At 69.3% G+C, this 19,704-nt stretch carries 16 protein-coding genes and 1 tRNA gene; 15 read left to right on the plus strand and 2 right to left on the minus strand.

Translation table 11 applies throughout. The features are described 5' to 3' along the window. Window positions 1-3: 3 nt before the first annotated feature. Window positions 4-2,670: a hypothetical protein gene (locus tag GXY15_09410; GenBank protein NLV41426.1), complete on the minus strand. Its 2,667-nt coding sequence runs from the start codon at window positions 2,668-2,670 to the stop codon at window positions 4-6. Between the two features lie 139 nt (window positions 2,671-2,809). Here GXY15_09410 and GXY15_09415 point away from each other — a divergent pair, with 139 nt between their 5' ends. From GXY15_09415 to GXY15_09475, 13 genes are all read left to right on the plus strand, one after another. Continuing rightward, window positions 2,810-3,856, plus strand: a complete 1,047-nt coding sequence (locus GXY15_09415; GenBank protein NLV41427.1) for a GHMP kinase — start codon at window positions 2,810-2,812, stop codon at window positions 3,854-3,856. 337 nt (window positions 3,857-4,193) lie between these two features. After that, on the plus strand, window positions 4,194-4,676 hold the full coding sequence (pal, locus tag GXY15_09420) for a peptidoglycan-associated lipoprotein Pal (GenBank protein NLV41428.1): 483 nt from the start codon (window positions 4,194-4,196) through the stop codon (window positions 4,674-4,676). A 58-nt stretch (window positions 4,677-4,734) separates the two neighbouring features. Then, window positions 4,735-5,649, plus strand: a complete 915-nt coding sequence (locus GXY15_09425) for a tetratricopeptide repeat protein (GenBank protein ID NLV41429.1) — start codon at window positions 4,735-4,737, stop codon at window positions 5,647-5,649. A 124-nt stretch (window positions 5,650-5,773) separates the two neighbouring features. Beyond that, window positions 5,774-6,784: an ATPase gene (locus GXY15_09430; GenBank protein NLV41430.1), complete on the plus strand. Its 1,011-nt coding sequence runs from the start codon at window positions 5,774-5,776 to the stop codon at window positions 6,782-6,784. Window positions 6,785-6,789: 5 nt separating this feature from the next. Continuing rightward, the gene (locus GXY15_09435; GenBank protein NLV41431.1) at window positions 6,790-7,956 is read left to right on the plus strand and encodes a DUF1573 domain-containing protein; all 1,167 of its coding nucleotides are present in this window, start codon (window positions 6,790-6,792) and stop codon (window positions 7,954-7,956) included. Between the two features lie 3 nt (window positions 7,957-7,959). Beyond that, window positions 7,960-8,340, plus strand: coding sequence for a hypothetical protein (locus GXY15_09440; GenBank protein NLV41432.1), 381 nt, complete (start codon window positions 7,960-7,962; stop codon window positions 8,338-8,340). A 1-nt stretch (window position 8,341) separates the two neighbouring features. Further along, window positions 8,342-9,793: a UDPGP type 1 family protein gene (locus GXY15_09445; GenBank protein ID NLV41433.1), complete on the plus strand. Its 1,452-nt coding sequence runs from the start codon at window positions 8,342-8,344 to the stop codon at window positions 9,791-9,793. Between the two features lie 118 nt (window positions 9,794-9,911). Next, window positions 9,912-9,988: transfer RNA gene (locus tag GXY15_09450), tRNA-Asp, on the plus strand. 92 nt (window positions 9,989-10,080) lie between these two features. Next, entirely contained in the window at window positions 10,081-10,977 is an 897-nt protein-coding gene (locus tag GXY15_09455; protein NLV41434.1) for a CHAD domain-containing protein, read from the plus strand. Then, window positions 10,970-11,413: a Holliday junction resolvase RuvX gene (gene ruvX, locus GXY15_09460; protein ID NLV41435.1), complete on the plus strand. Its 444-nt coding sequence runs from the start codon at window positions 10,970-10,972 to the stop codon at window positions 11,411-11,413. Before GXY15_09455 ends, ruvX begins: the two co-directional genes overlap by 8 nt. A gap of 3 nt (window positions 11,414-11,416) precedes the next feature. Next, entirely contained in the window at window positions 11,417-12,523 is a 1,107-nt protein-coding gene (gene mltG / locus GXY15_09465; GenBank protein NLV41436.1) for an endolytic transglycosylase MltG, read from the plus strand. Then, a complete protein-coding gene (locus GXY15_09470; protein NLV41437.1) occupies window positions 12,520-13,269 on the plus strand; it encodes a CDP-diacylglycerol O-phosphatidyltransferase in 750 nt (249 codons plus the stop codon). The genes mltG and GXY15_09470 overlap by 4 nt, the downstream gene beginning before the upstream one ends. A 335-nt stretch (window positions 13,270-13,604) precedes the next feature. Further along, entirely contained in the window at window positions 13,605-14,690 is a 1,086-nt protein-coding gene (locus GXY15_09475) for a GntR family transcriptional regulator (protein ID NLV41438.1), read from the plus strand. Here GXY15_09475 and GXY15_09480 read toward each other — a convergent pair. Next, on the minus strand, window positions 14,678-15,559 hold the full coding sequence (locus tag GXY15_09480; protein NLV41439.1) for a LysR family transcriptional regulator: 882 nt from the start codon (window positions 15,557-15,559) through the stop codon (window positions 14,678-14,680). The two genes, GXY15_09475 and GXY15_09480, sit on opposite strands and share 13 nt — an antisense overlap. 127 nt (window positions 15,560-15,686) lie before the next feature. Here GXY15_09480 and GXY15_09485 point away from each other — a divergent pair, with 127 nt between their 5' ends. Together GXY15_09485 and GXY15_09490 are read left to right on the plus strand one after the other, a co-directional pair. Beyond that, window positions 15,687-16,754 carry a phosphoribosylformylglycinamidine cyclo-ligase gene (locus GXY15_09485; GenBank protein NLV41440.1) on the plus strand — a complete coding sequence of 356 codons (1,068 nt, stop codon included), beginning with the start codon at window positions 15,687-15,689 and terminating at the stop codon, window positions 16,752-16,754. Beyond that, on the plus strand, window positions 16,741-19,704 hold the full coding sequence (locus GXY15_09490; protein NLV41441.1) for a phosphoribosylformylglycinamidine synthase: 2,964 nt from the start codon (window positions 16,741-16,743) through the stop codon (window positions 19,702-19,704). The genes GXY15_09485 and GXY15_09490 overlap by 14 nt, the downstream gene beginning before the upstream one ends.

Consider the following 19,704-nt stretch of genomic DNA (forward strand, 5'->3'; position numbering starts at 1 on the left):
TTTTCAGCCGGCCGTCTTCCAGGTGAAGCGCACGGTGGCCAGCCCGCCCGCGGGCACGGCGACCGAAACGGCCCCCTCCCGCACCGGCAGCTCCGCGCCGGGCTCCTCGTTCAGAGTGCACAGGAACGCCGCCGCCAGCGGGGCGGCGGTCCGGAACCCGTCCACCACATTCTCATTGGTCGGGTTCCAGAAGCGGACCACGCCGCCGCCGCCGTTGTCGGCGGGCTTCAGCGCGGTGATCACGGCGGTGCCGCCGGTCTGCTCCAGGAGCGACCGCCGTTCGGGGGCTGCCGGGGCCGCCGCGTGGGTGAAGACGCCTGTGGCGAGCAGGTCCGCCTGCCGCAGGGCCGCGCGCGGGTCGAAGGCGCCCTCGAAGGGGTAGAGGGCGTAGGAGAACTCCAGGCGGCCCTGCAACTGCCCGTCGGGCTCCGCCGGGCGCCCGACCGTCTTGCGGAAGCTTCGGAAAAGGGTCAGGGCGAGGCAGGCCTCCGGGGTTTCCAGCGCCGCATACTCATGGAGTCCGCCCCCCGACACGACGGCCAGGCCGCCGTCGGCGTTCTTCACGCCGAAGAACGAGGTGAAGGCCGTCTCCGGGTTCACCCGCTCCTGCCAGCGGGCCGTCTCCGGGGGAACGGCAATGTCCCGCTCCACCACGGCGAAGGGGGTGTCGGCGAAGGAGGTGTCCGTCTCCATGAGGGTCGGGAAAAGCACCCGCAGCCGGTGGTCGCGGATTGTGTTGTCCACGACCGTCCGCACCTTGAGGACCGGGCAGTCCTTCTCCACGGAGATGAAGTCGGTGACGGGGAGCGGGGTTCTCCGGTCGGCGCGCGCGCCGGTGTGCTGGTCCATCTCGTCCGGCAGCAGGAGGGTGCGCTCCACCCGGAAGACCGTCCGGAGGGGGCCGTCCTCGTCCACGGCGGTCATCACCCGGGCGCCCGGCCCGCGGTACACGATGTCATTGATGAGCGGTCCGCGCGTCCAGCCGTCGCCGCGCTCGCCGCAGTCCTCGTAGAGGAAGAGGTTGGGGAATATCTCGCCGTCGGCCTTTCGCGTGAGCGCGCCGGTGCCGTCGGGGAACAGCTCAAAGGCGAGGTGCGCGTTTTCGGCGCGCAGGGGTCCGGTGAGGAGCGACCCGAAGGTCCGCGTGGCCTCCGGGGTGGTTTCGATGCGGAACGCGGCGTGGCCGCAGGGCGGCAGGTCCAGCTCCGCGGCGATGTGGTAGAGGTCCCCCATGACGGTCTGCTCGCGTCCGAGGGAGTCCAGCCTCCGGCACTCGATGTTCCGCTCCACGCGCACATGCTGGTAGGGGATGCGGGTCCCGTCCGGGGCCACGAGGTCAAACTTGTTGTAGCGCTCGCCCCAGGCCAGGCCGTCGTGGTAGGCGTTGCCCGTCTTCTCCGCGTAGTCCGCCGGGAAATACAGGGCCAGGTCGAAGACGCCCCGGCGCGCGAAGGGCAGGGGGTTGTGCGCGGCCAGCCGGGTCCAATCCTCCGGCGCGGCGGAGGCCCCGCCGAGACGGGCGCAGGCGCGCCGGAGGATGCCGCCGGCCAGCAGGGCGGCCTGGTCGAAGCGGTAGTGCATGTCGCGGTGGACCTGGTCAATGCTGCACCCGCAGATGGAGTCGTGCGGGTGGTTGCGCAGGAGGTACTGCCAGGCCTTGTCGAGGAACCCCGGCACGGGCCTTCCGCCGTCCAGGGTCTCCATCAGCAGCAGGGGCTCGGCCCACTTTTCCAGCAGGGCCTGGCCCAGGTCGTTCTTCCGCTTGAGGTCGTAGCGCGAGCTGAGGGTGTGGACGATGAGGTACTGCCCCACCCGTTTGCTGTCGCGCGCCGGTTCGCGCAGCTCCCCGCGCCGTTCCGGCAGCTCGTCGAGGTGCGCGGCCAGGGCGCGTCCGTAGTCCTCCAGCGTTCCCCATTCGAAGGTGATCTCCGGGTGCTTCTCCCGGAGCCGCGCCAGCAGCCAGGGCATGTTGGGGTCGGGCCGCTGGTGGTCTATGGCGTCGAGCATGAGCACCAGCGGGACCGCCGAGCGGGCCGCCTCCTCCCCGAAGTAGGGGACGAAGTGGGTGTCCACGTCCTCGTCGCGGTTCCCCGCCTCCTTCACGGGGCGGCGCACGGCGAACTCGAAGGGGCTGTAGCTGCCCTTGTCGCAGAGCTTGTGGTAGGCCATCTTGCCGCCGTCGGGGCCGACCCAGGCGAAGTGGGCCGGGAAGGTCTCGTCCTGCGTGCCGCGCCAGCAGATGCCCGCGCTGAGCCCGAACCCGCGCATGATCATGGGCAGGGCGGCGACATGGCCGAACTGGTCCGGGGTGTAGGCGAAGTCGAGGGGCTCCACGCCCAGTTCGCGGCAGACGCGCAGGCCGCGCGCCAGGTTGCGGATGAAGGACTCGCCCGAGACGAGCCACTCATCGGGCAGGTTGTACCACGGCCCGGCGAGGAGGCGCCGTTCGCGGAGGAGGCGCAGCAGCTCCTCCCGCCGCTCCGGCCGGATTTCCAGATAGTCCTCCAGCACGACAGCCTGCCCGTCCAGATGGAAGCACCGGTACTCCGGGTCCTTCTCCATCAGGTCCATCAGCTCGTCCACCAGCTCCACCAGCCAGCGCCTGAACTCCTGGAAGGGTTCGTACCATTCCCGGTCCCAGTGGGTGCCCACGCAGTAATACGCCTTCATCTGTTTCCTTTCGTGGCGGGGAAAGAGAAAAAGGGGACCCGGTGGGCCCCCTTTTCCTGCTATCATACCCCGCGCGGGCTGCCGTTCCAAAACGGACGCCCCCCCGGACGGCAGGCAGAACTTTGGCGGAGGACAACGGATGGACGGCTCCCGCAGGCGGGTGATCAACGCGACGGCCCCGGTGCGCATCTGCGACCTGGGCGGATGGACGGACACATGGTTCGCGGGGCACGGGGCGGTCTTTAATCTGGGCGTGTACCCCTACGCGGAGGTGCAGCTCTACGTGTCGCGCGCGGCCGGCGCGTCCGCGCCGCGGGTGGTCATTCACGCGGAAAACTTTGGGGACCGCTACGAGGTGCGGAGCGCGCCGCCGGAGTACGACAAGCACCCCCTGCTTGAGGCTTGCCTCGACATCATGGACCTTCCCCCCGACCTGTCCTTCGAGGTGAACCTGTACTCCAACGCGCCCGCCGGATGCTCCACGGGCACCTCGGCGGCGGTGAGCGTCGCGCTGCTGGGGGCGCTGGACCTGCTGACGCCGGGGCGCATGACCCCCCACGAGGTGGCGGCCATGGCGCACCGGGTGGAGACGGAAAAACTCGGGCTCCAGTGCGGCATCCAGGACCAGTTGTGCTCGGCCTACGGGGGGGCCTGCTTCATCGAGATGCACGCCTACCCCCACGCGAGCGTGTCGCAGGTGCAGGTGTCCAACAGCGCCTGGTGGGAGCTGGAACGGCGGCTGGCGCTGGTGTTTCTGGGCCGGTCCCACGCGTCCAGCGAGGTGCACGGGCGGGTCATCGCCGGGTTTGAGCGGGAAAACGCCGACACCTCGGCGCTGGCGCCCCTGCGGCAGGCGGCCCACGACGCCAAGAACGCCCTGTACGAGGGGGATTTCGCCGCTTTCGGAAAAGCCATGCTCCTGAACACCGAGGCGCAGCGCGCGCTGCACCCCGCGCTGGTTTCGGCGGAGGCGGAGGCCGTTTTCGCCCTTGCCCGCGAGCACGGCGCCATCGGGTGGAAGGTGAACGGCGCGGGTGGGGAGGGCGGTTCCGTCACCCTGCTCTTCGGCCCCGAGAGCGAAAAGAAGCGGGCTTTCCGAAAGGCGCTCCCCGCACTGAACCCGGATTTCGCCTACATCCCCATCTATCTGTCCCGTTTTGGTCTGCGCCAATGGGAGAGTGCCTGAACGGTTTCAGGGGACATCACAGTTGTTTTCTCCCTCCGGGAAGAGTATACTTTTGGCGGGTGTTAGGGGAACGGTGGAGACAAATGAGAAGTCCCGGCGCGAGACGTGTATTTCCCGGGTGGAACCTTTTTGAGCGTAACAGGATAGAGTCGTTTGACAGGCCCGCCTGCGGTGCGTTTCGGGGGCTTTGTCAGGAGCCGGTGATGATCGCAGCCCGTGTCCGCCTGTGTGGGGCGCGCCGCGGGGTGCTTGTGGACCCAATGAGCAAAGCTGGACAAGCGGAGGTTTGACGATGGACAAGAAGCGTGTGTGGACAATTCTGACCGTGGTGCTGTGCATGGTGATGGTGCTGGGCGTGGCCGGCTGCAAGAAGAACAAGCCGCCGCTGACGACGGACGTGACCCCGAGCACCACGAATGAGACGACGAGCGGCGACGGCCTGCCCGGCGTGAACCAGGAAGACCTGCTGTTCGAGCCGGGCAGCAAGTACGGCCTGCAGACGGTGCAGTTCGACTACAACAGCTCTTCGCTGCGCGCTGACTCCATGGACACCCTGCGCGGGAACGCCGAGAAGATCAAGCAGTTCCCGAACGCCTACATCCAGATCGCCGGCCACTGCGACGAGCGCGGCACCCAGGAATACAACCTGGCCCTCGGCGAGCGCCGCGCCCTCGCGGTCCGCAACTATCTCATCCAGCTCGGCGTCTCCGGCGACCGTCTCGTGACCATCAGCTACGGCAAGGAATTCCCTGTCGTCGCCGGGAGCAACGAGGAAGCCTGGGCGCAGAACCGCCGCGCCGAGTTCAACAAGGCGAAGTAAGCGGCCCCCCTGTCCGTTTGGGTGATCTTCGGAAAGAAAACAGCAAGGGAACCGGGCCATGCGTTTCACGCACATGACAGTGCTGGCGGCGATAGCCGGCGCCGCGCTCCTCACGGGGTGCGAGACAACCGGCGGCCAGACCAAGACCACGATCTATGACATGCACCGCCGGGTGGTGAAGCTCGACAAGGATCTGGGCGAGTCCATCAACCAGCTCAACACCACGTCGGCCACGCTCAACCAGCGCGTGGACGACATGGACGGGCAGACGCGGGAACTGCGGTCGCTCCTGGAGGAGAACCAGCGCAAGCTGGACGAGATCAAGGGCGACATGACGCGGCTGTTCCGGGCGATGAACCTGTCGCAGGGCGTCACAGCCCCCACCGGAACCGTCACCCCCTCCGTGAACCCGAATGTGCAGGCGGGCACGCCGCAAATTGTGCCGCCTGCGCAGACGCCGGGCGCCGCTCCGGTGCCGGGCGCGCTGCCCACGCCGTCCGCGCAGAACGAGCTGCTGGACTCCGCGCCGGTTCCGGCCGGTGTCGGCGCCGCGGCGCCCGCCGCGGCTCCGGCCGCGCCCGCCGCGGTCGGCGACCCGAACGTGCTGTACAACCAGGCGCAGAACAGCTACAGCAGCGGGGACTACAAGACCGCGATGCAGCGGTTTGACGAGTTCCTGGGGCAGTTTCCGACCAGCGAGAACGCGCACAACGCGCTCTTCTGGAAGGCCAAGTGCCAGCTGAACCTGGGCAGCTTCGCCGACTCCGTGCAGTCGTTCGAGGGCGTGCGGTCGAGGTTCCCCAACAGCACCAAGGTGCCCTTTGCCATGCACAACCAGGCGGTGGCGCATTCGCGTCTCGGCCAGACCGACGAGGCGATCCGGCTCATGCAGGCCGTGGTGGACCAGTTCCCCATGTCCCCTGTGGCGGAGCAGGCCAAGTCCGACCTGAAGCGGCTGAAGGGCGAGCAGTAGGCCCGGAACGTCCCGTAATTGACTCTTGGAACCGGCGCGGGGTACGATGCCCGCGCCGGTTTTTTCTCTGGGCGGGCCGGTTTTCGGGCCCCCGCAACCACACATCACCGAAGGAAGGACACGCATGCGGCATTACCTGGGACTGGACGTCGGGGCCACCAAGACTTTCTGCCTGGCAGGCGACGAGACAGGGCGGGTGCTCGGGTTCGGGCGCGCGGCCACGGGCAACTACGAGTGCTTCGGCGTGGACCCGGCGCGCGCGGAGATCACCAAGGCGGTCAACGGCGCGCTGGAGACGGCGGGCCTGACGCTGAAAGACATTGCGGGTGTGGGCATGGGCGTCGCCGGGGCCGACCTGCCGGACGACTACGTGATGCTTGACCGGGAGATTTTCACGCCCCTGTTCGGGGAGATCCCGAGGGTGTTCCGCAACGACAGCATGGGCGGCCTGCGCGGCGGCACGCGCGACCCCTTCGGCATCGTCATTGCCTGCGGCACCGCCTGCGTGTGCGCCGGGATCAACCGCGCCGGGAAAGAGGGCCGTGTGGGCGGCATCAGCGAGGACTTCGGCGACGTGGTCAGCGGGTCCAGCATCGGGACCGAGGGGGTGAAGGCCGTCTTCCGGTACCGCGACGGCATCATCCCGAAGACGCTTCTCGCCGACAAGTTTCTGGAGCGCTCTGGCTGCGCCTCGCTCGACGACCTGTTCATGAAAATGTACACCCGCGAGCTGTGGTACGGGGACCTTGAGCCCATGGCGAAGCTCGTGTTCGACGCCGCCCACGAGGGCGACGCGGCGGCCTGCGACATCCTGGAGTGGGGCGGCAGCTACCTGGGCGACATGGTGAACGCCATGGCGCGCCAGCTCGACATGTGCCGCGACACCTTCGACGTGGTCATGACGGGCAGCGTCTTCAAGGGGGTTTCCCCCGTGCTCGCGGACGCCCTGCGCACTCGCGTCCACCGGGTGTGCCCCAACGCGCGGACTGTGCGCGCGGAGTTTGAGCCGGTCGTCGGCGCGCTGCTGCTGGGCGTAGAGCTGCACCAGCAGATGGACGGCGGCCGCTATGACGCGCTGAGCGCCTCCCTGGAGGAGGCGGAGCGCCGTTTCGGGGTCTGTTTCAAGCCGGAGTGAGCCACATGCGTCTGCGCGCGGGACACGTTGTCTTTGCCCTCATTGCGCTGGTCACGGCCTTCATGGTCGTGGTCACCACGCGCGTGCCCTCCGGGGACCCCGCCTCCGACGCGGGGGTGGACGCCACCCTGCCCCCGGCGGGCAGCGCCCCGGACGAGAGGGCCGTGCTGGAGATTGACCGCGAGATGGACTTCGGCATCATCTCCCGCGCGGAGCCCGCGCACCGCACCCTGCCCGTCTGCAACCGCGGGAAGCGCCCCCTTGTGATCCGGGACATCCAGACGAGCTGCGCCTGCACCCGCGGCGAGCTGCCGCCCGGGAAGAACATCATCCCCCCCGGCGGGTGCGCCGACGTGCGGGTGACCGTCTTCCCCAACCGGATTTTCGGCTTCAAGTCCGTGAAGACCCTCACCTTCATGAGCAACGACCCCGTCAACCCCTCTGTCACCGTCGACGTCGCCGCCACGGTGGACCCCGAGTTCTCGCTGGAGCCTGAAACCCTCGACTTCGGGACCGTGGAGAAGGGGACGGAAACCCGCCGCACCCTGCGGCTGGCCACGCTCACCGAGGAGCCCGTGACGGTCACCGCCGCGGGCGACCGCATGCCCGACGCCGCCGAAACGGCCCCGCCGGGCCCCTGGCGCCACGAGATCGAGAAAGTTCCCGAGGCCGACTGGAAGGTTCCCGGCAAACCGGAATGGCTCATCCATGTCACCCTGGAGGACTGGGCCGCCCCCGGTTCCCTCGAAAGCGCGGTTTTCCTCTCCACCGACGTCAAGCGGTTCCCCCACTTCCGCGTCCCCGTGACGGGCGAGGTGCGGGCTCCCTACACCCTCACCCCGGACATCCCCGGGGGCGTGCTGCTGCTGCCGGCGGGACAGTTTGCCGTGCTGGCGGTGCGCGCGGAGGCCCCGCTGTCCTGCGCGGGAACCGGGGAGGTGGCGGGGCTCACCGCGGCGGTGCAGCCGGACGGGGACGGGCGGGGTTTCCAGCTGACCGTGTCAGGGTCCCCGGATTCCCCGCCGGGCCGCCACGAGGAGACGTTGCGGGTGGACATCCAGACCGGCGAAAAGACCTTTCAGGAACGGCTGCGCGTGCGGTGGTTCGGCGCGGCCAGGCCGCCGGGAGACACCCCGGAGCCCGGCCCTCCCGGGCCCGCCACGGGAGAATGATTCATGGGCCTTTTTGGACGCCAGGACCCCAAGCCGGACGCGGCGGGGGAGAGGGGCGAGTTTCCCCTCCCGCCCAGAAGAGCGTGGTGCGGCGCCTGCTCCAAGGAGCAGGCCCTCACCAAGGTGTGGCGCAGGAACGGCATGATGCGCCGCTGTCCCTGCTGCGGTCTGGAGTTCGAGAAGCCCGCCGAACTGTACGCCCGCGTGCAGGCGGTGTGCCCCAGGTGCGACGAGCCGCTGGAGCAGCCGGGCTTTGACTACGGCTTCTGCGACGGGTGCGGCTCGAAGTACGAGCTGTCCGAAGGGGCCAAGCCCGGCCTCATGCCCAATCTCGCCCAGCGGCGGGAACGGGACAAACACGGAAAATCAAGGAGTGTGCTGTAGGATGGAGATGGAGAAGACGCTGAGGGGGCGCTGCGAGGCGCATGGACAGGGGCATGTGTTCCGGTTCTGGGGGACGTTGAACGCGGAGGAGCGCGGCCGCCTGCTGGAACAGCTCGCGCAGGTGGAGTTTCCGCTCATGGAGCGCCTTGCGCGGGAGTGGATCCTCGAGACGCCGCCGCCCGCCCGGTTTGAGCGCATCGAGCCTGTGCCCGTGCTGCCCGCCGCAGTCCACCGCGGCGAGGGCGCCCCGGAGGCGTGGGACGCGGGCGAGGCCGCCCTGCGCGCGGGGAAGGTTGGCCTGTTCCTGGTGGCGGGCGGCCAGGGCACGCGCCTCGGCTTTCCCGGGCCGAAAGGCTGCTACCCCATCGGGCCGCTGACGGGGAAGACGCTCTTCCAGTACCATGCGGAGAAGCTGTTGAACCTGCGCCGCCGCTTCGGCTGCGCGCTGCCATGGTACATCATGGTGAGCGCGGCCAACGAGGCCGCCACGCGCGCCTACTTCGCGGAGAACGGCCATTTCGGCCTCGGCGCGGAGAACGTGGTGTTCCTGCGCCAGCGCATGGTGCCCTGCATGGACGGCGCGGGCCGTTTCATGCTGGAGGCCCCCGGCTCGCTGGCCATGAACCCCAACGGCCACGGCGGCTGCATCCCCGCAATGGTGGAGAACGGCGTGCTCGACGACGCGCGGGCGCGCGGCGTGGAGATGCTCAGCTACTTCCAGGTGGACAACTGGGCGGTCAAGGTGGCCGACCCGTACTTCATCGGGTGGCACGCCCTCAAGGGCGCCGAGATGTCCTCCAAGGTCCACCGCAAGAACACGGCCCGCGAGGCCGTCGGCGTCCACTGCCTGTGCGACGGGGTGTACCAGGTCATCGAGTATAGCGAGCTGGACATTTACCCGCAGCTGCTGGAGACCGACGCGGCGGGCAATGTCCGCTATTTCGCCGGCAACCCCGCCATGCACATCCTGTCCGTCGAGTTCGTGCAGGGCGTCTTCAACCGCTTCGACCGGTTCCCCTGGCATCTGGCCCGCAAGAAAATCCCCTTCGTGAACGACGCCGGCGAGCTGGTGAAGCCCGACACCCCCAACGGCTGCAAGTTCGAGACCTTCGTGTTCGACGCCCTCCAGCTTGTGCGCCACGCCCCGGTGGCGGTCGAGATCGGCCGCCTCGGCGAGTACACGCCCACCAAGCAGTTCGAGGGCGACAACAGCGTGGTCGCGTCGCGCCAGTCCATGGCCGAGTGGTGGGGCGGCTGGTTCAACGCTGCGGGGGCCGCCGTGCCCCGGGACGCCGGGGGCCGTGTGGCGGTTCCCCTGGAGGTGAGCCCCCTGTTCGCGCTTACGCGCGACGAGTTTGTGGAGAAGGCCGCAGGCAGGGTCTGGGACCTGTCGCGCGGCCTCTCGGTGGACGCCGACGGCAACACCGAAACGCCCGCCGCGCCGTCCGCCTAGTCCGACGGGTCGGACAGGTCGGACCTGTCTGACCCTGACCGGCGCGGGCAGAAACCTTGCATTTGGGCACAAGAATAAGGTAAGATTTCGCCGCTTTGAGGGGTTCGCCCCGCAGTGCGGAGACGTAGTTCAGTTGGTTAGAACGCCGGCCTGTCACGCCGGAGGTCGCGAGTTCGAGTCTCGTCGTCTCCGCCATTTTTGTTTAAGCGCGCCCGCCATCCCCTCCGGGGACGGCGGGCTTCTGTTTTCGGTGGCGGCGCGCGCCCCGCAGCGGGTAGAATGGGCCCATGAACACTTGGCAGCTTGACGCGAAAGAGACACTGGCCAAAGGCTTCGCGCGGTTGATGCGCGCGGCCGTGGAGAACGCGGCGCGGGAGTTTTCCCGCACGGGCGAGGAGCTGGACGCGGGCGTCCACGAGGGGCGCAAGTGGCTGAAAAAGGCCCGCGCCCTGCTCAAACTGTGCCGCGCCGCCCTGGAGAAGGAGCAGTACCGCGCCTGGAACCGCAAACTCCGCGATGCGGGGCGCGCGGTTTCCGCTGTCCGCGACGACGCGGCGCTGTGCGAGACGGCGGAACGGCTGCTGGCGCGGGACGACCTGTCCCCGGCGGCGCGGCGGACGCTGGAGGCCCTGCGCGACGGCATCGCCGCGGACGACCGGGACGAGGCGCGCAAGTGCGCGGCCCTGGCGGTCCGGCGGCTGAAACGTCTGCTCGCCGAGACGGATTTCTCCCTGCGCATTCCCTCCAGTAAGGAAGAGGGGGTGTTGAAGCGCGGGCTGAAGAGGTCGTTGAAGGGCGCGCAGGAGGCCTGCCGTGCCAGCTGGCCGCAGGACGACACGGCGGGGCTGCATGAATCGCGCAAGCGTGTCAAGGATTTGCGCTACCAGGCGGAACTGCTGGCCGGATGCTGGCCGGGCCCCGTCACCGCACTGGCGGAGGAACTTCACCGCCTGACGGACATGCTGGGGTGCGTGCTTGAGCTCTCGGCGCTTCGCGGCATGATCTCGGGACGCGCTCTCTCCCGCAAGATCGCATCGGAGGCGCTCACATCCAAGATTGATGCGCTGTTTCTGCGCACCCGGATTCAAATGATTGAACCGGGGCCGACGGCGTCGCGGTTTGCGATGTGCTGGGCGCTATGGCGCGCCGAGGCGCGGGCGGGAAGGGCCGCCGATCATGGGTGACCTGGGCCGCGTCATGGCGCTGGACGTGGGCGACGCGCGCATTGGCGTCGCGTTCAGCGACCCGTTGCGGGTCATTGCCAGCCCCCACGGCGTGGTGAAAGCCGCGCCGCGCGCGGTGGCGCTCGCGGAGCTGAAACGGATGGCGGCGGAGCGCGAGGCGGTGCTGGTGGTGGCGGGGCTGCCGCTGGAGTCCAGCGGGGACGAGGGGCCCCAGGCGGCCAAGGTGCGCGCCTTCATGGAGGAGTTTTCCCGCGAAATCCCCCTGCCGGTGGTCCTGCAGGACGAGCGGCTCACCACGGTGTCGGCGGAGCGCGTGCTTATCTCGGCGAACATGCGCCGCGAAAACCGCCGCGGCGTGGTGGACAAGGTTGCCGCCGCGCACATCCTCCAGGCCTGGCTCGACCGCGCCGCGTCCCGGCGCGCGGCGGCGGAGTAGGCCATGGGGGGCGGAGACCTTTCCGGCGGCGGGAAGAAACGGCGCTCTTTCGCGCGCCTCCTGCTCACCCTGCTGTCCATCGCGTTCGCGGCGTTGCTGGTCGCCGGGGGGATGGCTGGGCTGCTGGCCTTCGCGGTGTACGACCATGTCACCCAGCCGGGCGTGCCCGGCGCGGAGCTTGCGGTGGCCGTGCCCGAGGGGACCACGGGCCGCGACGTGGGGCGGATTCTGGCCGACCACGGCCTGATCGAGCATGAGCTGTTCTTCTGGCTGGCCCTCAAGCTGGACCCGGCGCCCAAGGGCATCCGCCACGGCGAATACACCCTGCGGCGCGGCTGGTCGGCGCGGCAGCTCCTGGAAAAACTCCAGTCCGGCCCCGACCGCATGATCCTCGAAAACCAGTTCAAGGTGACCATTCCCGAGGGGCTGGGCATCGCGCAGGCGGCGGCCCTGACCCCGGACCCGGAGGGGTTTGCACAGGCGGCGCGCGACCCGGAGCTGGTCGCGCGCGCGGGCGTGAACGCGCCGAGCCTCGAGGGATTCCTCATGCCCAACACCTACTATTTCGACCAGGCCCCCACGGGCCGCGAGCTGGTGGAGCGCATGCTTTCCCAGTTCGAGCGGGAGTACCGGAAATGCCTGGCCGAGGTGCCGGGGGCGGAGAAACTCGACAAGCTGCGCGTGGTCACGGTGGCCTCCATCGTGGAGGAGGAGACCCGCGCCGACGAGGAGCGCCCGAAGGTCGCCCGCGTCCTCTACAACCGCCTCGACAGGGGCATGCGCCTCCAGATGGACTCGACCCTCCAGTACGCCCTCCAGAAATACGGCCAGCGCATCCTGGAGACGGACCTCCAGACCGACTCGCCCTACAACACCTACCTCAACACGGGCCTGCCCCCCGGCCCGATCTGCAGCCCCGGCACCGCCAGCCTGCGTGCGGCCCTCCGCCCGGAAACGGGCAAATGGGTTTTCTTCGTGTCCAACGCCGACGGCCGCACCCACACCTTCAGCGTCACCGAGGAGGAGCACCTCAAGGCCGTGGCCCGGTTCCGCCGCGAGATCGCCCCCCAGCGCCGCGCCCTGCGCGAGCAGCAGGGGACCTCACCATGACCGGCTCCGGCGGACAGACGCGCCCGGCTTTCGCCGCGCTGGCCGCGGCGTGGGGCGTCCACTTCTTCACCGCCTCCGGCGCCCTGCTCGGCCTGCTGGCCGCGGCCGCCGCCACGCGCGGCGACGCCCTTGCCGCGTTCTGGTGGATGGCCGCCACCGTCGCCGTGGACTCCGTGGACGGGTTTCTCGCCCGCAGCCTCCGCGTCAAGAAGGTCCTCCCCGGCGTGGACGGCGCGCTGCTCGACAACATCGTGGACTTCTTCACCTACACCGTCGTGCCCGCCTGGTTTCTCCTTCAAATCCCCCTGGTGCCCGCCGGATGGGCCTGGCCCGCCGTGGCGGGCATCCTCTACGCCTCCGCCTACCAGTTCAGCCGCAGCGACGCCAAAACCGACGACCACACCTTCAGCGGGTTCCCCTCCTACTGGAACATCCTCGTCTTCTACCTCTATATGACCGGTATGCCCCCCGTGCTCAACCTCGCGGTCATCCTCGTCTGCTGCGTCGCGTCCTTTCTGCCCCTGCGCTGCCTCTACCCCAGCCGCACGCAACCCCTGCGCCCACTGACCGTCGCGCTCGGCCTCCTGTGGGCCGCGTGCCTTCTGGCCGTCATGCTCCTTTACCCCGAAGGCCGCCACCATCCCTTCCTTGCCGCCTCCTGGGTCTACATCGCCTACTACTGCGCCTTCAGCGGCTGGCTCACCGTTCGCGGTTGGCGTGGAGAAGGGAAAACGCCGGGCCCTTGACCCCAGACGGGCCGCGCGCGCAGCGCGCCTTGGAGTGCGGCAGCCTGCTGCCGCCTTCCAGACCAGGGCCCGCGAGGAATTTGGAACGACGTCCCGCCCCGGTTTGAAACGTCCCCGCGCGCGGGCAAGCCCGCGCGAAGAAAGGCGGCGGCACGCCACCGCACTCCAAGGGGCTCCGCCCGTGCCACTTCGGGGTTGCCGGGAAATCCGGAGGCCGTTCCGCGTGCCCTGGCCCCTCCGTTTTTTGCGCGTTTCCGGTTTGCATGTTGCGGGGCGCTTTCCGCATGATAGGCGGGGTTTTGCGGGTGACAACCGGGACGATGGGAGACGGGACGATGCAGGAGAATTTAGAGGTGATTGCGAGGATCAGGAAGGATATCCGGGATGGTATCCTCCAGGGGCGCTATCCCGTGGACGGGGTGGTGCCTTCGGAGCTGCAGCTGGCGGCCTCGTACCAAGTGGGCCGGGCGACGGCGCGGCAGGCGCTGCGCGACTTGGAGTCGGAGGGGTTCATCACGCGGTCGCGGGGGAGCCGGTCGCGGGTGGCGCCGCGCGAGGCCTGGGCCAGGAACGTGCTGCACTGCTCGGGCGAGGGGCTGCTGGCCGTCGCCGTGCCGACGTACCAGTCGCTGTACTGCCGCCGGATCGTCGAGGCGTTCAATGCGGGGGCGAGCGCGGCGGCATTCCAGTCCATCACCTACGCGGTGAGTTTCACGACGGCCCACGAGGTGGAGTTTCTCCACCATGTGGGCGAGATCGGGGTGAAGGGGCTGGCGCTGTGGCTCCAGCATGACACGCCGGAGACGGCGTCCATCCTGGCCTCCCTGCGGGACCGGGGCTGCGCGGTGGTGATGGTTGACCACGGCGAGGCGGCGCCGGGCGTGGACTGCGTGACGACGGACAATTTCGCGCTGGGCTGCGGGCTGACGGAGGCGCTGATCCAGCGCGGCCACACCCAGGTCGCCTTTGTGCGGGACACGAACATGATCTCCAGCACGCGGAACCGCCGGGAGGGCTGGCGCGCGGCCCTGGCGGCGGCGGGACTGGAAGCCCCCCCGGAGCTGGAGGGCCCCATTGACCCCGCCACCCCGGAGATGGAGACGGTGCTTCTGCGGATTATGGCGCGCCGGTGCAAGCCCACGGCCCTCTACTGCTCCCACGACAGCCTGGCCATTGCGGTGGCGGACTGCCTGGCCTCCCTGGGATACCGGATTCCCGAGGATGTGGAGATCGCCACTTCGGACGACGATGAGTTCGCCGCGCGGCGCGGCATTCCCATGCTGCTGGCCGCGCAGCCGGGCGAGGAAATCGGCCGGGCCGCCGTCGGCCTGCTCATGAAGCGCATCGAAACCCCCGCAAGGCCGCCGGAATCCATCGTGCTGCCCCCCGTGGGCGGGGTGAAGGCCTATCAGCCCCGCTGACCGGGGACCGTCCCCCCCAGTGTCTCCAGAAAGACCCCCGCCGCGCGGGAAAGCGGGGTGTCGCGGCGCCAAAGCGCGCCGATGACGATCTCTTGCAGGTCCGGCATCTCCAGCGCCCGCAGCCCCGTGTCCGACGGGGTCAGGATGCCCTCGGGAAGAAACGAGACCCCCGCGCCCTCGGCGAGATAGCGTTTGACCACCTCGAAGGACCCGCTGTCTAGCACCACCTGGGGCGAAAAACCCACCTGCTCAAAATGCTCCCGGAGCGCCGCGCCTGTGCGGGTGCGCCGGTCTATCAAGAGCATGGGCAGGCCGGCCAGGTCGGACCAATGGACTTCCCCGGCCGCCGCCAGGGGATGCCCCGCCGGCACCACCGGCACCAGACGCTGCCGGAACAGCGCCGCCTCCTCCAGCTCGGGGTGGTTCTGCGGCAGGGTCACCAGGCCCAGGTCCAGCTCGCCGCGCAGCACCTGCGCCGCGATGGCGTCCGAACTGCGCGTCGTGATGACCAGCCGCGTGCGCGGCATCCGTTCGGTGAAGCGGCGCACATGCGGCGGCAGGAAATGGACCGCCGTCGTGTCGCTCGCGCCCAGGCGGAACTCCCCCGCCCCCGCGGGGCCCCGGTCCGCCATGTCCCGTTCCAGGGCGTTGAACGACCGCACAATGGCGGAGGCCCGGGAGTAGAACTCCTCCCCCTGCGCCGTGAGCCGCCCCGTGCGCCGGTTGACCAGGGCATAGCCCAGCTGGCGTTCCAGGGCCTTGATCTGCTGGCTCACGGCGGGCTGCGAGCGGAACACCCGCTCGGCGGCGCGCCGGAAGTTTCCCGTTTCGGCGACGGCGCAGAAGCAGCGAAGGGACTCGATGGTCATGGCGGGGTCTCCCGGGCGTTCCATAAGCAGAACTTATCGGTTCATCATAACATTTCATTGGATACCGGGGGGGGCGAAAGGGTATGCTTCCGGGGCCGACAGCGGCGCGAGAAAGGCGGTTGCACTGATGAGCGAACACAAAAAGCCGATGAATTACCGGGACGCCGGGGTCAATATTGACGCGGCCAACGAGGCCCTGGCCGAGATCAAGGGACTGGTCAAGAAGACCTTCAATGACCAGGTTCTCCAGGACATCGGCAGTTTTGGGGCCATGTACCAGCTCGACCTCCAGAACCTGGAGGAGCCGGTGCTGGTGTCCAGCGTGGACGGCGTGGGCACGAAGCTCAAGCTGGCCTTCATGACGGGCAAGCACGACACGGTCGGGATAGACCTGGTCTCCCACTGCGTGAACGACATCCTGGTGCAGGGGGCGCGCCCCCTGTTTTTCCTTGACTATTTCGCCGTCGGGAAACTGGAGCCGCAGGTGGTGGTGGATGTGCTCCGCGGGCTGACGACGGGCTGCCGCTACGCCGGCTGCGCGCTCATCGGCGGGGAGACGGCGGAGATGCCGGACATGTACCAGCCGCAGGAGTACGACCTGGCCGGCACGATCGTGGGGATTGTGGACCGGAAGAAGATCGTGGACGGGTCGGCGATCCGGGAGGGCGACGTGATTCTTGGCCTGCCCTCCTCCGGGCTGCACACGAACGGGTACAGCCTGGCGCGGAAGATCGTGTTCGAGGCGGCGGGGCTCGGGGTCAACGACGCCATGCCCCACACGGGCCGCACGGTGGCCGAGGCGCTCATGGAGCCGCACGTCAGCTACGCCAAGCTGATGCAGCTGGTGATGAAGGTGGTGGAGGTCCGGGGGATGGCCCACATCACGGGCGGCGGCATCACGGAGAACTTCCCGCGCATCCTGCCGGAGGGGCTGGGCGCCGAGGTGAACCTGGAGGCCTGGGAGGTTCCCGGCGTGTTCCGTTTCCTTCAGGAGGCGGGCAACGTTGAGGAGCTGGAGATGCTCCGCACCTTCAACGTGGGCGTCGGCTTCATGGTGGTCGTCCCCGAGAAAGATGTCGAGCGGGCGCTGGAGACCATAGGACTCGCGGGGAAGACCTGCCAGGTGGTGGGCCGGATCACGCGCGGCGAGCGGCGCGTCCATTACATAGGGAAACTGCGTTATGCCGGTGAATAGGATCGAAGTCGCGATGAAGTCCGGGCGTCCGGACCCCGCAGGGGTCGCCCTCTGCGCCCGCCTGCGGGAGGACCTCGGCGTCCATGTCCGCGAGGCCCGCCTGGTGGACGTCTACACCCTGCTCGGGGAGTTTTCCCCCGAAGAGCTGGAGCGCCTGCGCGCGGAGCTGTTCACGGACCCTGTCATCCAGGAGTCCGCGGTGAACCGCTCCGTGGTCACGGGCGCCGACTGCGTGGTCGAGGTGGGCTTCCTCCCCGGCGTCACGGACAACGTGGGCCGCAGCGCCCGCGAGGGCGCCCAGGACACGCTGGGCCGTCCCCTGCCGGAGGGCGACGCGGTCTTCAAGTCCACGCTCTACGCCCTGTGGGGCGTGGACCGCGCCGCGGCGGAGCGGATCGCGTCGGGCGCGCTGGCGAACGAGCTGATCGAGCAGGCCGTGGTGAGGACCGCCCCGGAGATGGCCGACCTGGACGGGAAGCCCCTGCTGGCCCTGCCCGTGGTCACCCAGCGCGGGGATGTGACGGTTCGCGAGATTCCGCTGGACCTGCCGGACGGGGAGCTGTCGGCGCTCAGCCGCGACATGATGCTCGCCCTCGATTTGACGGAGATGAAGGTGATCCAGGCGCACTACGCCTCGCCGGAGACCCGCGCCGCCCGCGCCGCCCTGGGGATGCCCGCCGCGCCGACGGACATCGAGCTGGAGTGCCTCGCCCAGACCTGGTCCGAGCACTGCAAGCACAAGATTTTCTCCGCCGCCATCGAGTACACCGACGCCGACGGGAACACCCGCGAGATTGACGGCCTTTTCAAAACCTATGTCAAGGGCACGACCGACGCCGTCGCCAGGCGCGTGGACTGGCTGGTCTCCGTCTTCGAGGACAACGCGGGCATCATCCGCTTCGACGACCGGCACCACTTCGCGCTCAAGGCGGAGACCCACAACAGCCCGTCGGCCCTGGACCCCTACGGCGGCGCCATGACCGGCATTGTGGGCGTCAACCGCGACGTGCTCGGGGCGGGGCTCGGCTGCCGCTGCGTCTTCAACACCGACGTGTTCTGTTTTGCGTCGCCCTTCCACGGCGGCGAGATTCCCAAGCGCCTCCTGCACCCGCGGCGCGTCCTGCGCGGCGTCCACAGCGGCGTGCGCGACGGCGGCAACCAGAGCGGCATCCCCGACATCAACGGCGCCATCGTCTTCCACGAGCGCTTTCTGGGCAAGCCGCTGGTCTTCTGCGGCACCGGCGGCATCATCCCCGCCGAGGTGGCCGGCAGGCCCAGCCACGAGAAGGGCGCGCGGCCCGGCGACCTCATCGTCATGACCGGCGGCCGCATCGGCAAGGACGGCATCCACGGGGCGACCTTCTCCTCCGAGGAGCTGCACGAGGGCTCCCCCGCCACGGCGGTGCAGATCGGCGACCCGATCACGCAGAAGAAGATGGCCGACTTCCTCATGGAGGCGCGCGACGCGGGCCTTTTCTCCTGCATCACCGACGACGGCGCGGGCGGCCTTTCCTCCAGCGTGGGCGAGATGGCGCGCGCTTCGGGCGGGGCGGAGATCCACCTCGACCGCGCCCCGCTGAAGTACGCGGGGCTGGCGCCCTGGGAGATCTTCCTGAGCGAGGCGCAGGAGCGCATGACGCTCTCCGTGCCGCCGGAAAGCATTGACGCCTTTCTGGACCTGGCCCGCCGCCGCGAGGTGGAGGCCACGGTGCTGGGCACCTTCACGGACTCCGGCCGCCTCGACTGCTGCTTCGGCGGCAAGCGCATCGGCTCCCTCGACATGGAGTTCCTCCACGGCGGCCTGCCGCGGATGCGGCTGGAGGCGCGCCTCGACCCGGCGCCGCCCGCCGCGGCCCCCGCGTTGCCCGCGGGCGAGGACTTCACCGAGGACCTGAAGCAGGTGCTCGGCGCGCTCAACGTGTGCAGTAAGGAGTCCTTCGTGCGCATGTACGACCACGAGGTGCTCGGGCAGAGCGTGCTCAAGCAGTTCCAAGGCGTGGCGCACGACGGCCCCGGCGACGCGGGGGTCATCCGCCCCGTGCCCGGCTCCAAACGCGGCATCGCGGTCGCCTGCGGCATCGCGCCGAAATACGCCGACCTCGACGCGCGCAGCATGATGGCCTGCGCCATTGACGAGGCCGTGCGCAACCTCGTGGCCGTGGGCGCGCCCATGGGCCGCATCGCCGGGCTGGACAACTTCTGCTGGCCCGACCCGGTGCAGAGCGACAAGACCCCGGACGGCCGCCACAAGCTGGCGCAGCTCGTCGAGGCCTGCGAGACCCTCTACGACCTGTGCGTCGCCTACGACATCCCGCTCATCAGCGGGAAGGACAGCATGAAGAACGACTACAAGATCGGCGACACGAAGATCTCGATTCCGCCGACGGTGCTGTTCACGGCCGCCGCCGTGATGGACGACGCCACCCGCGTCGTCTCCATGGACGCCAAGGGCGCCGGGGACTACGTCTACGTCCTCGGCGACACGCTGGACGAGCTGGGCGGCAGCGAGTGGTTCGCCGTGAGGGGCCTCGCGGGCGGCGCCGCGCCGCTGGTGAACCCCCTCTCCGCGCGGAAGCTGTACGAGCGCCTGCACCGCGCCATCGCGGGCGGGCTGGTGGCCTCCTGCCACGACTGCTCCGACGGCGGCCTCGCGGCGGCCCTCGCCGAGACTGCCTTTGCCGGCGGCCTGGGCATGGAAATTGACCTCTCCGGCATCGGGGCCTCCTGCGGCGCGGCCGCCCTCTTCTCCGAGAGCCAGAGCCGGTTCGTCGTCACCGTGCGCCGGGCCGACGCCGAGGCCTTCGAGGAGGCCCTGGCAGGCAGCCCGGTGCACCCCGTGGGATGCGTCACCGCCGAACCCGTCCTCTCCGTGCGCTGCGGCGACGGCGGCAGGGTGGAGGCGGACATCATGGAACTGAAACACGCCTGGAAATCGCCGCTCGCGTGGTGA

The sequence above is a fragment of the Candidatus Hydrogenedentota bacterium genome (assembly GCA_012730045.1).
Classification (GTDB): domain Bacteria; phylum Hydrogenedentota; class Hydrogenedentia; order Hydrogenedentales; family CAITNO01; genus JAAYBR01.

Bases quoted from the DNA above. Each gene is read 5' to 3' on its own strand.
- GXY15_09410 (NLV41426.1), bottom strand. From the start codon at position 2,670: ATGAAGGCGTATTACTGCGTGGGCACCCACTGGGACCGGGAATGGTAC.
- GXY15_09415 (NLV41427.1), top strand. From the start codon at position 2,810: ATGGACGGCTCCCGCAGGCGGGTGATCAACGCGACGGCCCCGGTGCGC.
- pal (NLV41428.1), top strand. From the start codon at position 4,194: ATGGTGATGGTGCTGGGCGTGGCCGGCTGCAAGAAGAACAAGCCGCCG.
- GXY15_09425 (NLV41429.1), top strand. From the start codon at position 4,735: ATGCGTTTCACGCACATGACAGTGCTGGCGGCGATAGCCGGCGCCGCG.
- GXY15_09430 (NLV41430.1), top strand. From the start codon at position 5,774: ATGCGGCATTACCTGGGACTGGACGTCGGGGCCACCAAGACTTTCTGC.
- GXY15_09435 (NLV41431.1), top strand. From the start codon at position 6,790: ATGCGTCTGCGCGCGGGACACGTTGTCTTTGCCCTCATTGCGCTGGTC.
- GXY15_09440 (NLV41432.1), top strand. From the start codon at position 7,960: ATGGGCCTTTTTGGACGCCAGGACCCCAAGCCGGACGCGGCGGGGGAG.
- GXY15_09445 (NLV41433.1), top strand. From the start codon at position 8,342: ATGGAGATGGAGAAGACGCTGAGGGGGCGCTGCGAGGCGCATGGACAG.
- GXY15_09455 (NLV41434.1), top strand. From the start codon at position 10,081: ATGAACACTTGGCAGCTTGACGCGAAAGAGACACTGGCCAAAGGCTTC.
- ruvX (NLV41435.1), top strand. From the start codon at position 10,970: ATGGGTGACCTGGGCCGCGTCATGGCGCTGGACGTGGGCGACGCGCGC.
- mltG (NLV41436.1), top strand. From the start codon at position 11,417: ATGGGGGGCGGAGACCTTTCCGGCGGCGGGAAGAAACGGCGCTCTTTC.
- GXY15_09470 (NLV41437.1), top strand. From the start codon at position 12,520: ATGACCGGCTCCGGCGGACAGACGCGCCCGGCTTTCGCCGCGCTGGCC.
- GXY15_09475 (NLV41438.1), top strand. From the start codon at position 13,605: ATGCAGGAGAATTTAGAGGTGATTGCGAGGATCAGGAAGGATATCCGG.
- GXY15_09480 (NLV41439.1), bottom strand. From the start codon at position 15,559: ATGACCATCGAGTCCCTTCGCTGCTTCTGCGCCGTCGCCGAAACGGGA.
- GXY15_09485 (NLV41440.1), top strand. From the start codon at position 15,687: ATGAGCGAACACAAAAAGCCGATGAATTACCGGGACGCCGGGGTCAAT.
- GXY15_09490 (NLV41441.1), top strand. From the start codon at position 16,741: ATGCCGGTGAATAGGATCGAAGTCGCGATGAAGTCCGGGCGTCCGGAC.